Origin of the sequence: Clostridium sp. UBA6640, assembly GCF_002455975.1 — a bacterium.
Taxonomy (GTDB): Bacteria; Bacillota; Clostridia; order Clostridiales; family Clostridiaceae; genus Clostridium_J.
This window is the reverse complement of sequence record NZ_DKLM01000139.1, coordinates 1-22,855: the sequence shown is the minus strand read 5'-3', so window position 1 is coordinate 22,855 and position 22,855 is coordinate 1. Positions and strand designations below refer to the sequence as shown.

At 30.1% G+C, this 22,855-nt stretch carries 18 protein-coding genes and 1 riboswitch; of the genes, 5 read left to right on the top strand and 13 right to left on the bottom strand.

Features of this window, described 5'->3' with window-relative positions; genetic code table 11:
• Both B2W91_RS15460 and B2W91_RS15455 read right to left on the bottom strand, forming a co-directional pair.
• A partial coding sequence (locus B2W91_RS15460) for an MATE family efflux transporter (protein WP_291582545.1) occupies positions 1-1,330 on the bottom strand: 1,330 nt, incomplete at its 3' end.
• Between the two features lie 413 nt (positions 1,331-1,743).
• Positions 1,744-4,680, bottom strand: coding sequence for an insulinase family protein (locus B2W91_RS15455; RefSeq protein WP_291582543.1), 2,937 nt, complete (start codon positions 4,678-4,680; stop codon positions 1,744-1,746).
• Positions 4,681-5,369: 689 nt separating this feature from the next.
• On the opposite strand from B2W91_RS15455, the gene B2W91_RS15450 reads away from it, so the two are divergent.
• The 3 genes from B2W91_RS15450 (at position 5,370) to B2W91_RS15440 (ending at position 7,475) form a co-directional block, all read left to right on the top strand.
• Positions 5,370-6,122, top strand: a complete 753-nt coding sequence (locus B2W91_RS15450) for a polyphosphate polymerase domain-containing protein (protein WP_291582541.1) — start codon at positions 5,370-5,372, stop codon at positions 6,120-6,122.
• Positions 6,116-6,805, top strand: a complete 690-nt coding sequence (locus B2W91_RS15445) for a DUF4956 domain-containing protein (RefSeq protein ID WP_291582540.1) — start codon at positions 6,116-6,118, stop codon at positions 6,803-6,805. Before B2W91_RS15450 ends, B2W91_RS15445 begins: the two co-directional genes overlap by 7 nt.
• Before the next feature lie 217 nt (positions 6,806-7,022).
• Positions 7,023-7,475 carry a GNAT family N-acetyltransferase gene (locus B2W91_RS15440; RefSeq protein WP_291582538.1) on the top strand — a complete coding sequence of 151 codons (453 nt, stop codon included), beginning with the start codon at positions 7,023-7,025 and terminating at the stop codon, positions 7,473-7,475.
• 173 nt (positions 7,476-7,648) lie between these two features.
• Here the strand turns inward: B2W91_RS15440 and B2W91_RS15435 are convergent, their stop codons facing one another.
• Positions 7,649-9,688 (bottom strand): carbohydrate-binding domain-containing protein, encoded by a 2,040-nt coding sequence (locus B2W91_RS15435; RefSeq protein WP_291582536.1) that lies wholly within the window; start codon positions 9,686-9,688, stop codon positions 7,649-7,651.
• 270 nt (positions 9,689-9,958) lie between these two features.
• Here B2W91_RS15435 and B2W91_RS15430 point away from each other — a divergent pair, with 270 nt between their 5' ends.
• Positions 9,959-10,582 (top strand): hypothetical protein, encoded by a 624-nt coding sequence (locus B2W91_RS15430; RefSeq protein ID WP_291582534.1) that lies wholly within the window; start codon positions 9,959-9,961, stop codon positions 10,580-10,582.
• Between the two features lie 202 nt (positions 10,583-10,784).
• Here B2W91_RS15430 and B2W91_RS15425 read toward each other — a convergent pair whose 3' ends face one another.
• From B2W91_RS15425 to B2W91_RS15415, 3 genes are all read right to left on the bottom strand, one after another.
• Positions 10,785-11,351 carry a phosphoribosyltransferase family protein gene (locus B2W91_RS15425; RefSeq protein WP_291582532.1) on the bottom strand — a complete coding sequence of 189 codons (567 nt, stop codon included), beginning with the start codon at positions 11,349-11,351 and terminating at the stop codon, positions 10,785-10,787.
• A gap of 13 nt (positions 11,352-11,364) precedes the next feature.
• Positions 11,365-12,417, bottom strand: a complete 1,053-nt coding sequence (locus B2W91_RS15420; protein WP_291582531.1) for an NCS2 family permease — start codon at positions 12,415-12,417, stop codon at positions 11,365-11,367.
• A gap of 36 nt (positions 12,418-12,453) precedes the next feature.
• A riboswitch (purine riboswitch) is annotated at positions 12,454-12,555 on the bottom strand.
• A 254-nt stretch (positions 12,556-12,809) separates the two neighbouring features.
• Positions 12,810-13,334, bottom strand: coding sequence for a dihydrofolate reductase family protein (locus B2W91_RS15415; RefSeq protein WP_291582530.1), 525 nt, complete (start codon positions 13,332-13,334; stop codon positions 12,810-12,812).
• Between the two features lie 147 nt (positions 13,335-13,481).
• On the opposite strand from B2W91_RS15415, the gene B2W91_RS15410 reads away from it, so the two are divergent.
• A complete protein-coding gene (locus B2W91_RS15410; protein WP_291582528.1) occupies positions 13,482-14,435 on the top strand; it encodes a helix-turn-helix transcriptional regulator in 954 nt (317 codons plus the stop codon).
• A 279-nt stretch (positions 14,436-14,714) separates the two neighbouring features.
• Here B2W91_RS15410 and B2W91_RS15405 read toward each other — a convergent pair whose 3' ends face one another.
• The 7 genes from B2W91_RS15405 to B2W91_RS15375 all read right to left on the bottom strand — a co-directional run.
• Positions 14,715-15,617 (bottom strand): GNAT family N-acetyltransferase, encoded by a 903-nt coding sequence (locus B2W91_RS15405; protein ID WP_291582526.1) that lies wholly within the window; start codon positions 15,615-15,617, stop codon positions 14,715-14,717.
• Between the two features lie 136 nt (positions 15,618-15,753).
• Positions 15,754-16,506, bottom strand: coding sequence for an EFR1 family ferrodoxin (locus B2W91_RS15400; protein ID WP_291582524.1), 753 nt, complete (start codon positions 16,504-16,506; stop codon positions 15,754-15,756).
• Positions 16,507-16,630: 124 nt separating this feature from the next.
• Positions 16,631-17,323 (bottom strand): Crp/Fnr family transcriptional regulator, encoded by a 693-nt coding sequence (locus tag B2W91_RS15395; protein WP_291582522.1) that lies wholly within the window; start codon positions 17,321-17,323, stop codon positions 16,631-16,633.
• A gap of 166 nt (positions 17,324-17,489) precedes the next feature.
• Entirely contained in the window at positions 17,490-18,428 is a 939-nt protein-coding gene (gene hpdA, locus B2W91_RS15390) for a 4-hydroxyphenylacetate decarboxylase activase (RefSeq protein WP_291582520.1), read from the bottom strand.
• Positions 18,429-18,437: 9 nt separating this feature from the next.
• Positions 18,438-18,698: a 4-hydroxyphenylacetate decarboxylase small subunit gene (gene hpdC, locus B2W91_RS15385; protein ID WP_291582518.1), complete on the bottom strand. Its 261-nt coding sequence runs from the start codon at positions 18,696-18,698 to the stop codon at positions 18,438-18,440.
• Between the two features lie 36 nt (positions 18,699-18,734).
• Positions 18,735-21,428, bottom strand: a complete 2,694-nt coding sequence (hpdB, locus tag B2W91_RS15380) for a 4-hydroxyphenylacetate decarboxylase large subunit (RefSeq protein WP_291582516.1) — start codon at positions 21,426-21,428, stop codon at positions 18,735-18,737.
• 454 nt (positions 21,429-21,882) lie between these two features.
• Positions 21,883-22,855 (bottom strand): DUF11 domain-containing protein (locus tag B2W91_RS15375; RefSeq protein ID WP_291582514.1); only part of this gene is annotated, 973 nt, incomplete at its 5' end.

The following is a 22,855-nucleotide window of genomic DNA, read 5'->3' as shown; positions in this document are numbered from 1 at the left end:
TTATAATAGCTCCCATTGTCCAAGAAACAAGTAATGAAATAAAAGTAGATTCTGGTCTACCTGTAGGATAAGCTGCACTACGGGTTAAATAAGCAATACCGTATGCAACTGGTACACGTAGAACTACTGTAGTAATTATTGAAATCCACATAGGCGTCATTGTATCTCCAGCACCTCTCATTACTCCTAATAAGCTCTGTGTTACTGCCATTGCAATGTAACCTACTGCAAGAATTTTCATCATATGCATGCTTAAATCAACTAATTCTTTAGTATCTGTAAATATGCCCATAAGATATCTACCGAAAATTAATATTAATATTGTTATCACAGTAGAAACACTAACAGCAATCATAGTACCGTCCTTAGTTCCTTTTTCAACCCTATCCATTTTTCTCGCACCAATATTTTGTCCAGAATAAGTTGTCATGGCATTACCAAAGGTAAAGTTAGGCATCATAGCAAAAGCATCTACACGCATAACAATTACATTACATGCAATAACCATTTCTCCAAAACTGTTAGTTAGTGATTGTACAGCTATCATTGCAATAGAAAATATACCCTGTGTAAGACCAGACGGTAGTCCGAGTTTTATAAGCTTGCGAGAATACTCTTTTTCTGGTTTTAACATTTTAAGACTAAAATCAAAAGTACTTTTCATTTTTGCTAGTTTAATAACACAAAGGACTGCTGATATTCCTTGGGCAATAACGGTGGCAAGAGCAACACCTGGAACGCCGAGTCCCAATCCTGCAACGAACCAAAGATCAAGTACTACATTTAGAACTGTAGCAACAAGTAAAAAAACAAGTGCTGATAAAGAATCGCCAAGTCCACGAAGGACTCCTGCCAAGATATTATAATAGGCAAATCCTGCAATACCAACATAATAAATAATAAGATATTCTGCACACCAATCTATTATAGACTCTGGTGTATTAAGAAAAGAAAGTAATGGACGCGTTACAATAGGACCAATAATCATTATTATTACTGATGCAATGCCAGTGAGCGTTATACAAACACCAATAGTGTGTGATAAATGCTCACGCTCTTTTGCACCAAAATACTGAGCGACCATGATACCTGCACCTGTTGCAATTCCAACAAAAAGTACAAGTAGAAGATTTAATATTGGAGCTGCACTACCAACAGCAGCAAGTGCATTGTCACCTACATATTTACCTACAATAATAGAATCTGCAGTATTATAAAATTGCTGAGCTATATTACCTATTAACATTGGTAATGCAAACTCAACAATTCGTTTCCAAGGTGTACCCTCAGTCATATCTTTTGGAGCAAATAGCTCTGAAATTCTCCCCATATACCTACCCCCTAAGCAAGTCTAATATATAATAACAATTACATTTAACTTAATATTCTGATATTTGTATAATTATTTCGAATATAAATTAAAGTTAGTGTATATTAAATATACTTTTTTATCAATTTGAAAAATACTTCTAAATATTAATATATTTTATAAATTCATTCATTAACTCCCTCCACTCATCTAGAATTACTTTTTTAAAAGCTATTTTTATAATATTCGTCATAAAAACACTCGTTCCTGCAATAATTCATTATATCAATTACTTACAACAATTAGTACTTTTAGCTCATTTTTAGATTTTGAGAAAAAATGGGATGCTACACAACTAACCTAATTGATTAATTGTATAACAACCCTTTTCTATTTATCATTAAATTTAAGCATTAGCTATAATTACCCAAATCCTATAACAACTTACTTATCTTATTGAAAATAGCTTCGTTTTCTTTAATTTTTCCTTCATTACCTACTACACAGCAGTAATGTTCATTCATTCCAGATTTAATCATTTCTGCATAGGATTTTATATCTTCAATAGTTGTATTTAAAATTTCATCTCTTTCTCTTTGAACATCTTCATAGGTTATATTGCAAATATAATTTCCAACTGCTTTTTCACCTTTTCTATCAGGAGTTAATGGCTTATATACTTGACCTACTGTTCCAATTATGAAATTCTCCATATCTTTCTTCGCAAAATCTACATTTTCTAGGAACTTATAAGTTTCATTATACACATCTATTGTTCTTGTAAGGTTTGGATCACGATAGGAGAAAAATGCCAAATTGCCATCATTGCTCATCTCAATGTAACAGCCATAAGCTCCACCTTGAAGGCGAACTTTAGGATATAAATATTCACTATCCAATATATTTTGAAGAACCCTCATCTTTCCTGAATATTTATAATCAAGTTTTGCAAAGTTGAATGCCTTAACTACATATTGCACATTGCTAGCAGTAATTACTCCTTCTACATCTTTTGACTGTTTGTATTCAAATTTAGGAACTTCACATATAGAGTTTTTAATGTTGTCTAAAATTATATTTATATTTGAAAGTAAATTTTGGCTTTCAGTTTCTTCTCCAACTATTGAAACAATTAAATTATTTTTATTAAATATAGTTTCATATACATTCATAAGATTGTTTTTAATTTCATCACTATTATTTTCAAAATTCTTTTCTAGGCTACATATAAATTCATAGTATGAAGCACCATTAATCCTATCACTATACTCTTGACCATAGGAAAATTTAGAACATGCTCTGTTTATTGCAATTTTGTGACCTGCATTTATAATCCTCATTTGAAGTTTTGACTTTGTCTCTTGAATAACTTGTTTAATTCTATTCATATCATCAAATTTAGTAGTAGTCATTATTTCATTAATTAACTCCAATAACTTAGGAATATTATCTGAAATTGCCTTTGACTTAATAGTAAATTTAGGATGATATGCCTTATCATTATTCTTCTCAGTATAAACCTCATTTTCAAAGGTTATTCCACCTGTATTTTTATAAACTTCTGTAATAAGCTCAGAGTAAGTTTTTCTTTCCGTATCAAGCTCTCCTAAAATATCTCCTAAAAGCCCTAAATAAGGAATATATTTTTCTTCAATAATTTTTCCATCAAATAATAAATTTATATATGCTATTTTATTTGTGTTGATATGATGCTTTAGTATAGTTATTCCCTGTTCTTTTATAACTTCCTGAGGAATTTGCTCTGCTTTTTTATCTATCTCTTCCATAGGTAGTTTAGGAATTGTCTTCTTCTCTTCTTCCGTATCAATTTTAACTTGAGCTTCTTGTAATTTTTTATTTCTATCTATAAGCTTTTGTAAATCTTCTTCCGATAAAGAAATTCTATACTTTTCTAGCTTTTCTTCTAGTGCTTTATTTTTCTCATTTTCCAATCCTTTTTTAGGATTTAAAACCACTAATGAACAATGGCAGTTTTTCACCATATTCTTTTCAATGAAATTCTCAAAATATCTATCTTTTATAGCTTCCTTTATATCATTAAGATTCTTTTCATATTTTAAATGAGCAAGCGGGCTTCCGTCATATAGCCAGCTATTTAGTACCTTTTCATTATATTGAATTCCCTTATTAGCAATTCTCCATGGATCAGCTTCACGGAGATTAAATTCAACTGTATTTATAGCTGCTTGTAACTGATTTTCATCAATACCATTTTCCACAAGCTCTTTAAGAGTGCTTAAAACAATCTCTTTAAATTTATCTTTCATGCTACTATCAGCATTTTTTACAACTATCGGAAATAACATCTGCTTTGTTGGGTCCATATTCATCTCATCAATAGTAATTATACATTCTCCTATACCTGCTTTAAGTAATGCTTCTTTAATAGGAGATGCTGAAGATTCTATGAGCATATTATAAAGTATTTCATTAGTTAAATATGCCATAGCATTACTTGTTTCCTCAAATGCAAAACTTAGAGCTAAGAAAGATTTATTTTTTTCCTCTTCATCTTCACTTATAGAATATTGTGATGTCTTTTCCGCCATAGATTTAAAAGCTTCTACATTTTCTATATGAGAAGGTATTTCTATTCTATCAAAGTCATTAAGATACTCATCATTTATAAATTTTAAACATTGTTCTAAGTTTTGATCTCCATATAAGAAAATATAGCTATTAGATGGATGATAAAACTTACTGTGGAACTTTTCGAAATCCTCTTGAGTAAGGTTAGGTATTTCTTCTGGTTCTCCACCTGAAACAAAAGCATAAGTAGTGTTTGGGAATAGTGAACTATATATATCACTACAAATCACTTGCTCTGGAGAAGACAGTGCCCCTTGCATCTCACTATATACTACACCTTTATAAGATAACTTATTTGTTTTTGGATCTACTTCATATCTCCATCCTTCTTGGCGTAATATCTCATGATTTTCATATATTCTAGGATGCAAAACTGCATCTAAATATACATCCATTAAATTCATAAAATCCTTATGATTTCTGCTTGAAACAGGATAAATAGTTTTATCTGTATAAGTCATAGCATTTAAAAAAGTATTTAAAGAGCTCTTAGCTATGTCACCAAAAGGATCCTTAGTTTTAAATTTTCTTGAGCCACAAAGTACAGAATGCTCTAAAATATGTGCTACTCCTGTACTATCTGTAGGAGTTGTCCTAAATCCAATAGAAAATAATTTATTATCATCTTCATTTTCTAAATGTAAAAGTCTTGCCCCAGTTTTAATATGTTCGAACACTCTAGCTACTGATTGAATTTCATCAATCTTTTCTTGTTCTAATAGCTTAAAACCATGATACATTTCATCAATTTTAAATTGCATATCAATCATCCCCCATAATTAATAAAAATTTATATATTAAGGCACATTTAAGGAAACAATGAATCAGTATAGATTGTCTACCTTGTCCGAAATCCACTGATATAACCTTTCAGCGGCACTTGTCGATCTGCCAAGACAAACTATATGTCCGTTATTTTCTTTCATTTGCCTAAAATAAAAAAGTCATAGATATTTCTTGGCTAAAACCAAGCTATCCACAACCTTCTATTTCTACAATATAGAATATAAAAAGTCATAGAGTATAGAGAACCCCATGACTTAAAATATCAAAATAAGAATTTTAAAAATTATTATCAAGGCCGCTCCAAATATTATTAAATTTAGCTTTACTTACAGTTCTGAAGTTTTTCATTTATAAACGACCTCCTTTTTAATTATTTTTACAAACTCATTTTATCATTATTTTACATATATGTAAATACAGTTTAAAATTTATCTGCTTTTTATCTAATTTTTTAATTTTAAAATAGAAGAATAAATTCTCCTCTAAAATATTAATATCTTTTACCCATTGTCTGTTAACTTATTTATAATTAATAGTTCTCATGAAGTTTCGAATTCATTTAAATTTTTTTCAATTATATATAAAATTTAAGATTTTTTTAAGCTTATTTTTTTATAATTTGATCATACAAAGAAATAAAATTATAAAAACTGGAGGGAAACATATGGCTATTAAAGCATTTAAGCGTTTTGAAAAAAAGTTCATATTAAATCAAAAACAATATGATGAATTACTTTTAAAACTAGATAAGTATATGATTCAAGATGAGTATTGTAAATCTGGGAAAGTCTATGATATTTATAATATATATTACGATACGAAAAACAATGATGTAATTAGACACTCTATATCTAATCCTTATTACAAAGAAAAGTTAAGATTAAGAACTTACAGTAATCCTACTAATCCAGACAGCAAAGTCTTTCTTGAATTAAAGAAGAAAATAAATGGAATAGTAAACAAAAGAAGAATTGTTCTTACATTAAAAGAAGCTTATAATTTTTTAGAATTTGGTGAAAGGCCTATTTCAAATGATTATGTAAATAAACAAGTTCTAGATGAAATAGAATATTATCTAAACAAAAATACAGTTTATCCATCAGTTTATATTGGATATGCAAGAAATGCTTTATTTGGAAAAGAAGATAGGGATTTTAGAATAACCTTTGACTCCAAAATTACTACAAGACGTGATTTTCTATCTCTAGAATATGGATGTTTTGGAACAGATATTCTAGGTAAAAATCGTTATTTAATGGAGGTTAAATTTTTAGGTTCCATACCATTATGGTTTACTAAGATTCTTTCAGAGCTAAAAATATATAACACACACTTTTCAAAATATGGCAATGAATATATGAATTATTGCCTAGAAGATAAAAATAATACTGTCGAAAGGAGAGCAAAAATATGCTAGATACCTTAATTTCGTCAACTACTGGAGAATCTTTTACTCTCATCAATACATTAATTATTATTGCATCTTCAATTATACTTGGATTAGCAATTAGTATTACTTATATGAAAACTAATAAAAAAAGTGGATATAATTCTGCTTTTACAACTACATTAATTATGCTGCCAGTTATAATATCAATTATAATACTTCTTGTTGGTAATAACGTAGCTAGAGCCTTTAGTTTAGCTGGTGCATTCTCAATAATTCGTTTCAGAAGTGCTCCTGGAGACCCAAAAGATATCTCATATGTATTCTTTACTTTAGCAGTTGGACTCACTTGTGGTATGGGTTATATAGGTTATGGCGTAATATTTACAACTATCTTATGTACTTTAATGATTATACTTTCTATAACAAACTTTGCAGCACCTAAAGGTAGTGCTATGCAACTTAAAATTACAGTTCCAGAGGATTTAAATTATGAACGTGTTTTTGAAGAAGTATTAGATAAATATACTACTTCTTATGATATTCAAAAAGTAAAAACTAGAGATTTCGGAGCATTGTTTGAGTTAAATTATATGATTTATTTGAAGCCAAATGTAAATCAAAAGAAATTTTTAGATGAGCTAAGATGTAGAAATGGAAATTTAAATATAACTCTTACTTTTAGTGGCTTTGAAGAAAAAATATATGGATAAAAAATTTCTCTTAGATATATTCCTCTTGAATATATCTAAGGGAATTTTTTTATTTTAAAACTTAATTTTGTTTCAAATTTCAAAGGATAAAAATAAGAGCTATGGAAGCAATTTATATATAGTTTATGTCAAGTATTTACAATTATTTATTTATATAATAATATAATTAAATAAATAAATAATTGGAATTTATGAGGAAAACAAAGGGGGAATACAGATGTTTGAGTTCAAAGATTTTGATTACTTAACCGATGGTGAGATTGATTTAAAGATTGAAGAAAAAACTCCATCTAATGAGGAAAAAGGCTATGTACCTGCATATAAATATAGGATTACTCTACATGATTTAGATGATAGTATAGGTGCCATTGATATCCGAATCGGGTACAATAAAAATCTATATTACGGGGGTCATATTGGCTATATGGTTGAAGAACCTTATAGAGGAAATAATTATGCTTCAAAGGCGTGTAAAATTATCAAAGACGTAGCTATTGCACATGGAATGAATAAACTTATAATAACTTGTAATCCAGACAATTTCCCTTCTCGAAAAACTTGCGAAAAAATAGGCCTTAAACTTAAAGAAATAGTAGATTTGCCACCACATAATGAGATGTATCAAGAGGGGGAACGCCAAAAGTGCATATATGAATGGATTTTAGACTAGTTATTACTTAGCTTTATTCAGAATCTAAAAACTCCAGAGACTTTAGCAGTGGAGTTTTAACCATAATTCGTATATTTAATTCTTAACTTTTAATTCATAGAAAAGACTGTGCAAGATTTGTAAGTTTCACACTATCTCATCACAGTCTTAAATCATATAAAAAAATTTATATATTAGATTTCATTATTTTTCTCAGTGTCTGCAGAAGGTGATAATCTATCATCTTTTTCTCTTCTACTATCTTTTCCATCTGCTGGCATTTCCATATTTTCATCAGGTCTTCCCATGTTTTCTCCTTCATTAGGTCTGTCCATTTTCTCATTTGGAGCTCCCTTGTCTTTTCCACGTCCTCCCATGCCGCCTTGAGTTGCTCCTTCTTGGGTAATATTAGTTATAACACTTGAAACTGTACCTTCACCTATTTTATTTCCACCTGAATATTCTCCATCAGTATATAATCCATCAGTTGAATTTCCACTTGAGCTTCCTCCAACATAAACTGAGTACTTTTCATTTGTCTTTATATTTGGAGAACATACTACAACCGATTGATATGTTTTTGATGGTGCAAAAGTAATAATATTTTCACCACTTTCTGATTGAATGTTAACTATAGTATTAGCTTCTTGTGAAGTTAGATTTATATTTATAGTATTTTGAGTTGAAGAATTGCTTGGTGTTTCTGCCATTCCAGAACTTCCTGCTGCAACTAAAGTACCTCCACTTACCTCACATGTATTATCAAAATCTAAAGCTCCATTTCCATTATCCGTTGGACCATTTACTATTACAGTTCCATCAGTCATATAAATTGAACCATTGGCATCTATACCATCACCACTTGCATCTACAAAAATATAACCTCCATTAATATTTATTTTAGCATTTCCAGAAGACTCAAATTGATTTTGCCCTGGACGACCGTTAATTGAAGATCCATCATTTCCTCCTGCTGCATTTATTCCATCATCACTTGCAGTAACATAAATTTCTCCACCATTAAGAGTTATTATTTCACTTTCAATCCCTTCATATGATTTTTCAATATTTATCTTTCCATCATTTATTGTTAAATTAGAATCTGAATGTATTCCATCATCTCCAGATGACAAATTTATAGTTCCATTATTGATTGTTAAATTATCGTTTGAATGAATCGAATCATCTGATGAATCTATTTTTATATTTCCGCCTTCTATAGTTATATTACTTGATGCTTTTATACCCTTTGCACTAGTAGACTCTTCTTCAGTGTTTTCATTAGTATTGGCATTATTCATATTAGGATCTCCCTTACCATTCATTCCTTTATCTTTCATGCCCCAATTTCCCCAATCACTATTTTGGGAAGTACTACTATTTGCACTACCACCGCCTGAAGATATTGTAATGTCTCCATCTTCAATTAGCAGTTCAGTCTCTGCCTGAATCCCATCTTCAACTGAAGTTATATTAAGTGTGCCTTTTTCAATATATATATATCCTTTGCTTGTATCAGTATCATTATCAGATTTTATTCCATCTCCACCTGCATTAATTGTTATATTTCCATCAGAAATATTAATGCAATCTTTTCCTTTTATACCGTTATTTTTAGAACTCACAACTATATTCCCACTTTGAACTTTTAGATCATCTTTACTAGCAATACCGTTATTATAATTAGCATTAACAGTAAGTTTACCTTCTCCTATAATGTATAAATCATCTTTACTAAATATTGCTGCATTAGGTTCATTTGTAGTTGCATCTTCTAAAACATAATTTTCCCCATCTGTTATAATATTTTCAGTATCTTTTTCTAAAGCAATTATGCATCTTTTAGCGTTCGTAACGTAAATAGGTGCACTATCAGAACAAGTAATATCTACTCCATTTAAAATTATATATACTTTTTCTTCATCACCTACATTAACAATTAACTGTCCATCATCTAACTTACCACTTATACTATAAGTTCCACCCTGTGTAATTGTAACCTTACTATTTTCTACACTTACACCATTTCCATCAACACTTATATCACTACCTAATTTTATAAATGTATCTGGTTCTCCTACGGTTTCACTTTCTAAAGCTTTTATATTTACTACTGATGTCTCTGTAACTTCTGTAGTATTTTCAGAATCTGTATTAACTTTATTTTTAGAACAAGCTGTAACACTAAAGCTTAGTGACATAGCTATTAATATTGATATAAATTTTCTGTTCATTATTTTCCTCCTCTAAATTTTAATTTATCTCAACTAAAATAACCATCTGTATTTCTTAAAAACATACTATCATTTATATCTTAAATTAAACTTAAGTCATTACTAATTATTATTTAGCTGAATCATAGTCTTATAACTTATCAATTTCAAATTCATTTATTTTACTCTAATGGAAATTATGATATAATTATGTAGGTAAAATTTAGAAAGATTAATTTCTTCAATATGAATTTATAATTTTTTGAAGATGAAAGGGTAAAGGGGAAACTTATGAAAAAAATAATTACTTTATGCTTAGGCATGTGCTTATTCTTATTAACTGCTTGTGGAGCACCTGCTGAAGTAAAGAAACTCACAGAAGAAGATATTAAAACATATACTTCACAAATGGGTACAGAACCACTTTGTGGAGATATAACCTTAAATGGAGTAAAATATTCTCTGCCTGTTAAAGCTCAGAGCTTAGTAGATAACGGTTGGAAATATAATGACTATGCAGATAAAGGACAACCTTTAGAAGATGGTTATTATGTAGACCGTATTCTTATGGATGACGGAAGAAAAGGTGAAGAAAGCCGTATTGCAGTAACACTTTATAATACAAGTGGCTCTAAAGTGAACTTTGAAGATGCCATGTTAGGTGCCATTGAAATAAAGAAAAAAGATGATTCATATAAAAATACTGTAGTATTACCAAAAGGTATTACTCTAGCATCAAAATACGAAGATATTATTAATGCCTATGGTGCTCCAACCGCTGACTTTATGGAGCAACTAGACTGGATTGGCTATTCTGATAGTGACATTGGTCAATATGGAAAATATCTTAAATTTTACTTTGACAAAGATACAAAAGCTATTACTGAAATAAAGTTGAAGAATATACCTAAATAAAAAAATCCACGACAATCTGTCGTGGATTTTTTGATAAAGGGTAAGTCCCCTTCTCTATTATTACTAATTGTGATAACTATATATCCAACTTAGCTTTCAGTTAATACTCTTTATACATTATAAAAGATTTTATGGAGAATTTATGAGTATAAAATAAAAGAGATATTTCAATAATAACTACTATCGAAATATCTCGCATATATTACATCTCTATAAAATTTTCATTTTCATCAACTTTAAATAATGGAAGTCTTTTTATAAATATAATATCATCTCTATTTGAAGCATCTCCTTCAGCTAGAATTGCAGCTTTTGCTTTAACAATGCCTCCAGCTTTTTCAACTAACTTTTCTACAACCCTTAATGACTCTCCAGTGGAAATAACATCATCTATAATAGCAACATTTTTTCCTTTTACTTTTTCTGCATCAATTTTATCTAGGCATAAAAATTGTTTCTTTTGAGTAGTAATTGAATTCACTTCCTCAGTTATTGGTGAATCCATATAAGCTTTAATACTTTTTCTAGCTACAATAAATTCTTTCATGCCTAAAAGCTTTGAAATTTCATATGCTAAAGGTATTCCTTTTGCTTCAGCAGTGACAATTACATCTATATCCTTTAATCTATCTGATATTGCAGGTGCAACTGTTTGTACTAATTCAGTGTCACCTAGTATTACAAAACTTGCAATAGCTAAGTCATCTTTAATTTTCATTAAAGGTAATTCTCTCTTCAATGAAAGTAATTCTAAATTATATGTATTCATATTAATTTACCCCCTAAAATAATCCTACGGCAAATCTAGTTATAATTCCTGCAAGCATTCCAAAGAATGGATCACTTATTGCTGTTACTCCCATAGTAACACCACCAACTAAACTATCTGATCCTGCTAAGGCAGCAGCTGCATTTCCTGGTACTGTTACTAAAATACCTAGTACAAATAAGAAACCACTAATTGATTGAGAAGGTACATACTTACCTATCTTTGGTAGTAATCCTAAAAATAATATGGCAGCCATAATTAACATCATGATTATACCAGCTGCTAATGGATGTGGAGCACTTCCTGTTGCTGAAATTATAGATTCAACTGGTGCACCACCAAATAATGAAGAACCCATATCAGCTAAGCTACTGATAACAGAAAGATGATCAATGTTTACATTTGTATTAGCCATACTTCCAGTAATTTGTCCAAAAGCTATATTAGATCCAATATTTAAGCACACCATTCCAAGTGCCCCTCTTAATACTTTACTATTAAAGCTAAGTTTACGTCTTTCGATTTTCTCTTTAGGTATTTCAACATTTCTCATATCCTTATTAATGATATTTCCAACAATACTTGAAATAACTACTGAAATAGTAATAGTTAGAACCAAATCATTTGTAGCAAAGTATATTGCTACTGCAGCGGCAATTGATACAATACTTACAACTTTTTCACTTTTTAGCATGTCCATAGATACCTTTGCAAGCATTATTCCAACACCTGCCATCATACCTGTGGTAATTGTTGGACCTATAAAATTTACGATTTTACCTAAAAATCCGAATATTCCTATACATGTCATTATAACTGCACCAAAGAATATCATTGAAAGCCTTTCTTCCATATTCTTACCAGCAGTTCCTGCATATGTTATAGTTTCTGCTTGAAAAGAAATAGGTGCAACTGAGCCTGTTAATAAATTTCCAGCTGCTCCTACTAAAAATGCAAATGCTGTTGGAATTGAAGCAAAACCAAATGTTAACGCTAACAATCCTTGTGGTAAGCCATTTAGAACAACACCTATGATTGCTAGAAAGTCAGTAAGAAAGTCTGACATAGTTGTTTTCCCCCTTTAAATTGCCCACTTATCCTCTAGTAATAAATAAATCCTCATAGTCAGAACCTTTATGGAGTTCTGGTAGAGACATCTGGACCATATCACCAGAAATATACGAAGACATTAACTTTTTTTCATTTTTATAATAACACTAAATTCGAACATTTTCAACATATTATTTAAAAATGTACGTATTTTTCCTATAAAGTATTCAAATACTGCTAGCTAATAACTTATTTAAAATAAAAATACTTAAAAAAACCTCCACATTTCTGTGGAGGTTTTTAGTGGAATTAAAGCCTAACTTATAATTCACTAATTATTACTTAATTAATTCTATAATTAATAGATCTATATTCATTGATTCCTTTGTGCATTTCTTAATAGTATATTTATTTCTTTGAATATCTTAATATTGCAATCCCATTATCCATACTATACTCCTCTAAATGTAAATCTATCTTAGGATTATTTCCAAGGAATAGCGGTCTACCTTTTCCTAATATTGTAGGAATTATTCCAATTACATACTCATCAATAATATCTGCTTTAATGAAATTATCTACGAGACTCCCACCACCAAATAAGAATATATTTTCACCATCTTTTTCTCTTTCTTCTTCTATTACTTTGCATATATCACCATTTACAAAATGTATATTATCATGATCTTGCAATTCTTGTGATGTTGCTACATATACTTTTTTATTGTTAAAATCATTATGGAAGTTTTGGTCATAACAGTTTTTTCCCATAACTACAACATCTACCCCATTTAAAAACTCATCATAATCCAACTTATTTCCAGTATCTAATTTATCATCACCATCTCCAACTATCCAATCAAATCCACCATCTTCTGATGCTATATATCCGTCAATGCTTATTGCTAAATTTAGTATTATCTTTCTACTCATATCTTCTCCCCACTTTCTTATACTTTTAAAATATATCAATTATTTGTAAGTAAATTTTTTTATATTCAGACCTTCCACTTGATACAAGATACATTATAACTTATAATAGTTGACACCATATGTCATATTGAAAAGGAGATATTTAATATGAAAGCAGATAGATTAATTTCTATATTAATGTTGTTACAAATACATAAAAAATTAACAGCTAATGAATTATCTCAAAGATTAGAAGTCTCTGTTAGAACTATTTATAGAGATATTGAATCTTTAAGCAGCCTTGGAATACCTGTATTTAGTGATAGAGGAACAAACGGAGGAATAAAACTTTTAGGAGATTATAGAACTTCTTTAAACGGAATAAATGATGACGAAATTTATTCGCTATTTCTTCCAACTGGTGATAAAGTTTTAGAAGACTTGGGAGTTCAAAAACTTAAAGACTCTACAATACTTAAGCTCTTAGGCAATTCCTCTCCTTATCAAATTAAAGAAATTGAAAATATTCAAAACTATATTTACATAGATATGCATACTTGGAGTGAAAATCCTACTAATGTAGATAAAGATATTCTTTCTGTATTACAAAATGCTATTTGGAGCCATAAGATATTAAAAATAGTATATAAAAAAATAAATGAAACAAAAGAAGTGCTCTTAAATCCATTAGGATTGGTATGTAAAAGAGGTATTTGGTATTTAATTGGAATTAACACTGAAATTATTAAAACCTATAAAGTAACATCTATAGAAAGTGCCCTTTTGATAGATGAGCACTTCAGCAGACCAAGTGATTTCAACCTAGAAACTCATTGGAAATTATCTACAAGTAATTTTAAATCTTTAATTCCTAAGTATACTTTTACTTTTAAGGTTAACCCTTCTATTATAAATCATATAAAAGAAAGAAAATTTATAACTATAAATAATGAAGTTATAAAAGATAATGAAATTTACTTAGATATAAGTTTTGATGCTATTTGGCAAGGTATTGAATTCGCTTTTACATATGGTAAAAATATAAAAATAATTAAGCCCATTGAAGCTATTAATGAAATTAAAATGAAAGCTTCTGAAGTAATTAAACTATATGATGATTAAAATTAAACATATATAAATAAGAAGCCGCCACAACGCATTTCTATATTGTGGTGGTTTAATGATTAAGGTGCACAGGTTGTTATAAGGATACAATGTGAAAACTTAATATATACTCTGGAAAATAAATTTTCTATAAAAGCAGTTTTATCCCTTTAAAATTAAGAATTAATAATTAAGAATGAAGAATTTAAGATGAAATTCACCTTTAGTGAANNATCTTTCATTCTTAATTTTTCATTAAGGGACTCTATGGAGACACCTCACCTCTTCTATTTATCATTATGCATGAGACAATACAGGGAACATTAAGTCTTCTGTTTTAAATGGATTATCTTTTCCTATTTTGATAAAAAGAGTAGTATCTTCTTCATTTACCAAAGTTTTTTTATAAGGGGAAATATCCTTTGGAGTAAATCCCAAAACTACTTTTTTGGTTTTCTCATCCATCATTGCATTAATAATATTATCTAACTTTACTTCTTTTCTACTAAGCACTTCTTGCAAATATAAAATATCTTCATTAAACTCACATATAACCACTGTATCATAGTCCTCAAGATAATAAATGCTATCCTTCATAAAATATGTGCAATAAAACATTATAAGAGATGCATTATTTTTCATAGAAACCTTTGATAAAGATATTGTATTACAAGTCATATTGTAAATAATTTCTCTATCACTATCATTATCTATACTCATCTTTCTTATCTTCTCTAGCTTATCCTCTTTAGCTTTGTTTAGTGAGTATTGGTATTCATTACATACTTCAAATCCAAATTTGGGGTAAAAATCAAGAACACTATCATTAGCAAAAAGATAAATAAGATCACATTTATCTTCCCATTCTTTTAATACTAGCTCCATAAGCGCTCTGCATAATCCTTGTCCTCTATACTCTTCATCTGTCATAACAGTTCCAATTTGTACATATTTCTTTTGCTCTCCTAAAATAAAAAAATCCATAATATTTACTGACACATTAGACACTACTTTGTCTCCATCCAATAAAGAATATGGTATATATTTTTCTCCCCAATATCCATCCTCATACCATTGCTTAAAATTGAAACCATAAGTTTTTTCTGTTAATTTATTAAAGCTATTTCTTAATCTAACATCTTCTTTATAATTAGATTTATAAATATATTTTTTTCCATCTATTAATAAAAATTCACTCATATTTCTATTTTCTCCTTAATTTTATATGCATACATATCCTTATCTTATCTAAGTGCTTTCCTTAAGACAACCTTAAAAATTTTTATTAAACAAAAATGAGCCATAAACTATATAAAACTAGCTTATGACTCATTTCTTACAATTTTACATTAGGATTTAAATATTGTTTTCTTTTTTTCGTCCTACCTTTATAATCAATTGCTTTCTTTGGACAGCTTTGAATACATGCCACACATAATTCACAATGATGATTCCAGTTTGGTCTACCTTCAACCATTGTAATATTATTTACTGGACATCTTTTGGCACACAAACCACATCCAATACAATTATCATCTACTGTATAATATTTATCTGCTTCATGAAATTTATTGATATATTTATAAATGTAATTACAACATGCTCGGTCTATAATAGTATGGCTTTTTTCAATCTTACATTCTTTTTTTATTTTTATACAATCATAAATATGGATGATTTTCTTTTTTTCTTTTGTAAATAGCTTATCCTGAACCTTTTTGTTCCTTGCTCCATAACCCAAAATATAGTTACCAGGCATATTAACTAAGAACCCTGCTGACAACTTTAATCCATTCTCTTTTAAAATATCTCTACACTGATCAAGCGCTTTTCCTGGAAATCCTCCATAATTTGCAATAGCATAAATATATGTTTCATTTGAGACATTTAGTTTTCGTAAAAAATCACAAATAATTAGTGGTAGTCCCCAATTATACACAGGGAAGACAATTCCAAGTGTGCTTCCATCTATTTTTTCTCCGGAATATTCTGCAATCTTATGAGTTGTACATTCACTCAATTTTACACTCAAATCATTAGCAATTTGCAAACTGTTACCAGTTCCCGTAAAATAATATACCTTATTCATATTATACCCCCAAATTATTCTTTGTTATTTTCTCAATAATCAGAATGAGTCTAATCCCATTATTTATAACATCCATACTCCTTTTATTCTCTAGAACCAATTGTTTGAGATCCAATATATGAAGCTATACATCAAATTTGAGATCACAATCATTAATTTCATTAACCTCTCTTATACCTATAGACAGTTCATATAAGCAATCCCTATTTAAAATAATAAGTGAGTTTTTATCTTTTTTTATGTAACTCTTTTTTATAAAACTATTTATTACGTTATACAAGTTTTTCCTACTAACGGACAAGATTTCGCAAAGATTATACATACTTTTAAATTTAAACACATCATCATGAGAGTTTTCCAAGATATAAAAAGCAAATGTTTCTTTCAGGCTAAATAGCTCCTTAATCATTAGTTTCTTGTACATATAATAGATTCTCCTACTAGTCTTGAATAAGAATAATTTTAAGAATTCCGAATTCTTTTCCAATTTTTTAAAAGTGCTTTTGCTTATTCTTAATAGGGTTGCATTGCTTGTAGCAGTAATATCACAAAATAAATTTTGTTCATACATATAACTAATTTTGCCTACAAATTCATTTTTAGAAAGTTCATCTACTAATAAACTCTTGCCAGATTTAGTTATACATTCTACTTTAGTTGTCCCATCCAATACAAAAAAAATTTCTTCAAGATTTTCACTAGAATGAGTAATGTATTCTCCTTTTTTATACTTTAAAATAGTTATTTCATCCAAATAGTCCTTTATATAATCATATATAATAATATCCTTTATATTCTTTATATCTTTTAGCTCCATGCACAAATCATCCTTTTCAAAAGTATGTACTTATATTATATATCGAAAAAACAAGTAATTCTAACAATAGAAGTACTTGTTTTTTTAATTTACACTATTTAGTTTACTATTACATAAATAGAAAATGTTGTTGCTCATGTAATAGACTATTCTCTTAATATAAAAATTAGAAAGGAGTATTATCACCTATATAGCAGGCTATATTATTATCTAAATATAATTCTTGAAGATGCTCCATTTTTTCTTGTGTCATATCTCCATGATCATGATACTCATACTCTTTTCCTAGCTGATTCCACTTTGTTTCACCCAACCTATGGAATTTCAAAAGATTAATTTCATACAATGAATTTTTCTTCATAAACTCAATTAATTTGTATGCATTTTCATCACTATCATTATATCCTGCTATGGTTGGCTGCCTTAGAACCAGTCTTCCCTGCCAGCCTGATTTCTTTACTTCTTCAATATTTGAAAGTATTAAATCATTATAAACTCCTGTTCCTTCTTTATGTTTTTCCCTGTCCATGTTTTTCACATCAATAAATGCAAACTGAATGTATTTAAATATATCAAGAAACACTTCCTGTTTTGCATATCCACTGGTTTCAATTGCGGTATGAATCTGCCATTCATGACATTTCTTTAAAACTTCAATTAGAAATTCATGGTGCATTAAAGGATCTCCTCCTGAGAATGTTACGCCTCCCTCAGGGCCCCAATTATTAAAATCACGTCTCAAAATTTTTATAATCTCATCAACTGTATATTCTTTTACACACTCTTTTAAAACATTATTAGGACAAATATTAATACACTCAAAAGTCTCACATTTTTTGCATATATCCCATGTTATACTCTGCTTTCCATTTTCATCAAACTTAATTGAATCATAGGGGCATATATTACTGCATGCTCGGCACCCTTTATCCCATTTACATAAATTTTCTGCGAACATAAGATGCTTTTTCTTAATCCAGCTTTCTGGGTTGGCACACCATTTGCATTGCAGCGGACAGCCTGTAAAAAATATATTCGTTCTGCATCCTGGTCCATCATGCACAGAAAAACTTTGTATATCAAATATTAAACCTTTTTCCTTCATAATATCATCCTATCTTGATTCATAACCTGAACATGTGCAGGCATTCATAGTAGCATATGCCCAATTTTCACGCTCTAAACCTGTACATTTTCCAACACCATATTTGTCTGGATTAGAGAAACTCTTGCAGTTACCACATTTATCAGCAAGTTTAAATTCAGAACAAGCCTTACTATTTTCGCCATCAATAGGTACAATTGCCTTGCATAGTGCACATATTCCTTTTTCACAATCTAAATTTATATAATTTTTACAATCATAATGACGCATATATTTAGCCTCCATTCGTTTTATAATTGCGCTCTATTATACTTCATATTCAGTTCTGTAAATAACTTCGTCTTGGATAGGTTTACCTATTTCACACCAGTATTGTGTAAACCCAGCTACACGAACCATTAAATCTCTGTAGTTATCTGGTTTTACCTGAGCATCCCTCAATGTTGTAGAATCAACAACGTTAAACTGAACATGGAATCCACCTTTTCTCATGTAAGCACGTACAATATCAAGAAGTTTTCTTGTTCCATTTAAGCCTTTCACTGCTGATGGGTGAAGTTTTAAATTCATTTGCGAATTTTGCTCCATTGAATGGTCATAAACAGTTGCAGATTCAAATATAGCATAAATACCATTTTTATCAGTTCCAGCCTCTGCGGATAAAGATCCATCTGAATAAGTAGTACCTGCAAGTCTTCCATCAGCTGAAGCTAATGTTATAAATCCTTGTGGACCATGTGTTGATACTGAAATTTGACATAAGTATTCAGGCTTACCATAATATGATCTAAATTTACGAGTCATATCATACATATAATACTCGTAATCTCTTAAAATACTATCTACATACATATCTGCATTTCCATACTTCGGTGCATTTATACATGCTGCAAAGATTTCTTCATATTTTGAACTATTTTCTGTACTTACTCTTGAATCAGGTGAAAATACGCCTGTTTGATATGCAGTTTCAAATCCAAAATTGTTAATCATTGCATTAGTCATTTCTTCAATTGTAAACTTCTTATCATCAAAGACATTTTTCTTAATTGAAGCCAATGAATTTATAAATGTAATTGTACCGCAAGATTCAAAGTTAATAGTTGCATTGTATCTTGCTCCCATAGCACCAATATCTCTACCTTTTGTAAAACAATCAGGTTTAAGTAGTGAATTTACAACTGGCATGTTCTTTTTTCTCCAAAGATCCATTTGAATATTGTTAACCTTATTAAGGACATCTGTAGTAAGTTCTATATACTTTTCCCACTGATCCATCATTGTTTCATAGCAATCAATTTTTCTACCGTGGGCTGGGTATACTTGTTTTCCTGTTCTCTTATCTAAGCCATTTGTTAAAACAAGTTCAAGTATTTTAGGTAAAGCAACAAAGTGAATACCCGTACCACATGTAGGGGATGCACCACCAGGAATCATTGTTACCTTTCCATTATAATGAAGCGGCATAAAGCATCCAGGTGCAGATTCCAGACATCCTCCAAGACACCATGCTCTTGCATCAACAATATCCATACCTTCTGGACCATAATGTCTTAGCATAAAATTCATACCTGCTTGATTATTCATCCATGCAGGATATCCGAGTCCAAGTTTTGTACAAGAAGCCGCTTTCATAAGAAAGTCTTCCGGTGTTTTTTCATCATATAATATACTTAGTGTAGGCTGAGGAGTTTTGTTTCTCATACCTGCTTCAATAATTAAATATTCTAGTGGAGTAACCGCTGAAAGCCCGTCGTAATTTTGTCCCCCTAATGAAAGGTTATTGAATGTATTACCAGAAAGAACTCCTCCAGATACACCAGCTGATGCAAAACATTCAATACAAGTAATTTTAATTCTATATAATTCAAGAAGTTCGATTACATCTTCATCTGTCATAACACCATCTTCAATATCTTTTTCATAAAATGGCTGTAATACCTGTCCAAGTCTACCAATAGACAAGCCAGATAGTGGATCTTCATTAGCAACGCCTAGATGGCAGCAGATTGTCATTTGAATTGCTTCCCAGAAGTTTTGTGGTTTCTTATGTGCAATATTCCCCATAACTTCTTCAATTTTTTCATAGTTAGCTTTTAATGCTTCATCTGCCTCAATTGAAGCTAAATATTTTGCTTGTTTTGAATAGTTTTCACACCAAGTACTTAATCCTTTAGTAATTTCTTTCATTGCTATATAGTAATAACCTCTGCTCATTCCAAGTATTCCGTCATCGCCTGCTTCCCCCATAAGCTCAGCAATCTTTTCATCACATAATTCTATGATTTTATCAAAGCCATATTCCAAAGGCATATAATAGTTAATTACCTCACGGCCTTGAGGAATTGCCCAGGAATTAAACATAGAAATTACAGAATCCATAATACGTTGCTCTTGTTCATACCCTGGTGTATATTTCGAGTACTTATCACTTAAGTCTTCAATTGAAATTCCATCCCAAGGCTTAGCTGTTTTAACTAAAAGGGGAATTTCTTCTTTTCTCATACCAAACTTCTTAGCAAGGCTGATAACTTCTCCATAACTTTCTGTAACATTACCTCCACCAGCACCAACCATACTAACTGAATCAGCTTCACTTTCAGAAGGAGCATCAACTTCATTCATTAAAGCTTCTGCCTGAGCATTAAAAAAACTTGCGCAAACCCAAGGAAATGGGAAGGCACCTCTAACATTTTTTGTTTTGTTCATAACAAGTTTTTCATAAGGTAAAATAGTAGGTGTAATATGAGATAAACATACAGCCATAGCTTTAGCTCTTCTTACTATTGTCACATCACCATCATTTTCCCACCAAGTTCTGTTATACCAATATGGCGCTTCCATATCTGCAGTAACTTTTAAATTGTAGTAAATCTCCATAAGCCTTTTAGTACTCTCTTTTGCTTCTGGAATTTTGTAATCTTTAGCGTAAGCATCATCTGCCATTTTAATGCCACGCATTTTTAAGACATCTTCAAGCTTAGTTTCATTTGAATTCATTTAAAATACCTCTTTCCTTTCATAGCATATTTATTATATTTAGTTAAACTTCAAATTACATATCACTATAGGAATACAACGCAAAAACTTGAGCATATTCTGGAAAATAAACATAATATTACAAAATGATTACATGAAATATTATAGTGTTTATTTCTCATTATTTAATAGTGTAAATTACACTATTAAATAAAAAAGACTGTTTCAAAACTAACTTCTTAGTTCTGGAACAATCTCTTCACTTAATTATATATAGATAAGATGTACAAAAGGAAGTTCGAACTCGAACCTCCTCTTTGTTTATCAGAAAGTATCAAAATAGATTTTGATGCAGCCCTTTATACTTTCATATTTAAGGAGCAAAACTTTTCACCCTTGTAAAAAAACACCTACAACTTTTGTTGATACCCTCATCTATTATTAAAAATATATGCTTAATTTTATATTTTCATTTTTACCAAAAATTACCCCTCATACAATTACAACTTTTATTTTTTCCACACTTACTACATTTCTTAAATTTTCCACATCGATTACATCTAACACATTCATTACATTCAAGACATTTATCAGATTCATCACTTTCAAAACCTTCACCACATTCAAACCATTTACCACATTCAAAGCCTTCATCACATTCAAATCCTTTATCACATTCAAAGCCTTTATCACATTCAAAGCCTTTATCACATTTAAAACATTTATGATTACACCTACAAACCTCTACACATGCAGATGATGTGTTGTTAGACAAATTAGGATCTGGTGTTGTTGAAGTTACTTTTGCTTTATTAATTATACATCCTTTAGCACGTGAACTTACTGTTCCGCTAATTAAAATGACTCTAGAAGTTCCAGCTGGTAACGTTCCTATACTAAGAGTTCCTAGCCATGGCTCAAATGCTACCCCTCCATCTATTGAAAATTCTGGTTCTATAATACTAGGTGGAATATTATCAGTTAACACTACATTTTCTGCATCTGATGGTCCTGCATTTGATACTGTAATTATATAGGTTAGCACTTCTCCTGGCATTACTTGATCTGGACATGCTATCTTTACAACTGAAACATCTGCTTCTCCTTGTGCCGCAGTTTCTACCTCTATACATATAGATGATACATTATTAATCGGATTAGGATCTGGCGTTGTTGAAGTTACAATTGCTGTATTATTTATACATCCTGTAGCTGATGAATTTACTGTCCCCCTTATTAAAATAGTTCTAGAAGTTCCAGCTGCCAAGGTTCCTATATCAATTGATCCTGGCCATGGTTTAAAGGTTACTCCTCCATCTATCGAAAATTCTGGCCCTGTAATACTAGATGGAATAATATCAGTTAACACTACATTTTGTGCATCTGCTGGTCCTGCATTGGATACTACAATTGTATAAGTTAGCATTCCTCCTGGCGCTACTGGATTT

Bases quoted from the DNA above. Each gene is read 5' to 3' on its own strand.
- B2W91_RS15455 (WP_291582543.1), bottom strand. From the start codon at position 4,680: ATGCAATTTAAAATTGATGAAATGTATCATGGTTTTAAGCTATTAGAA.
- B2W91_RS15450 (WP_291582541.1), top strand. From the start codon at position 5,370: ATGGCTATTAAAGCATTTAAGCGTTTTGAAAAAAAGTTCATATTAAAT.
- B2W91_RS15445 (WP_291582540.1), top strand. From the start codon at position 6,116: ATGCTAGATACCTTAATTTCGTCAACTACTGGAGAATCTTTTACTCTC.
- B2W91_RS15440 (WP_291582538.1), top strand. From the start codon at position 7,023: ATGTTTGAGTTCAAAGATTTTGATTACTTAACCGATGGTGAGATTGAT.
- B2W91_RS15435 (WP_291582536.1), bottom strand. From the start codon at position 9,688: ATGAACAGAAAATTTATATCAATATTAATAGCTATGTCACTAAGCTTT.
- B2W91_RS15430 (WP_291582534.1), top strand. From the start codon at position 9,959: ATGAAAAAAATAATTACTTTATGCTTAGGCATGTGCTTATTCTTATTA.
- B2W91_RS15425 (WP_291582532.1), bottom strand. From the start codon at position 11,351: ATGAATACATATAATTTAGAATTACTTTCATTGAAGAGAGAATTACCT.
- B2W91_RS15420 (WP_291582531.1), bottom strand. From the start codon at position 12,417: ATGTCAGACTTTCTTACTGACTTTCTAGCAATCATAGGTGTTGTTCTA.
- B2W91_RS15415 (WP_291582530.1), bottom strand. From the start codon at position 13,334: ATGAGTAGAAAGATAATACTAAATTTAGCAATAAGCATTGACGGATAT.
- B2W91_RS15410 (WP_291582528.1), top strand. From the start codon at position 13,482: ATGAAAGCAGATAGATTAATTTCTATATTAATGTTGTTACAAATACAT.
- B2W91_RS15405 (WP_291582526.1), bottom strand. From the start codon at position 15,617: ATGAGTGAATTTTTATTAATAGATGGAAAAAAATATATTTATAAATCT.
- B2W91_RS15400 (WP_291582524.1), bottom strand. From the start codon at position 16,506: ATGAATAAGGTATATTATTTTACGGGAACTGGTAACAGTTTGCAAATT.
- B2W91_RS15395 (WP_291582522.1), bottom strand. From the start codon at position 17,323: ATGGAGCTAAAAGATATAAAGAATATAAAGGATATTATTATATATGAT.
- hpdA (WP_291582520.1), bottom strand. From the start codon at position 18,428: ATGAAGGAAAAAGGTTTAATATTTGATATACAAAGTTTTTCTGTGCAT.
- hpdC (WP_291582518.1), bottom strand. From the start codon at position 18,698: ATGCGTCATTATGATTGTAAAAATTATATAAATTTAGATTGTGAAAAA.
- hpdB (WP_291582516.1), bottom strand. From the start codon at position 21,428: ATGAATTCAAATGAAACTAAGCTTGAAGATGTCTTAAAAATGCGTGGC.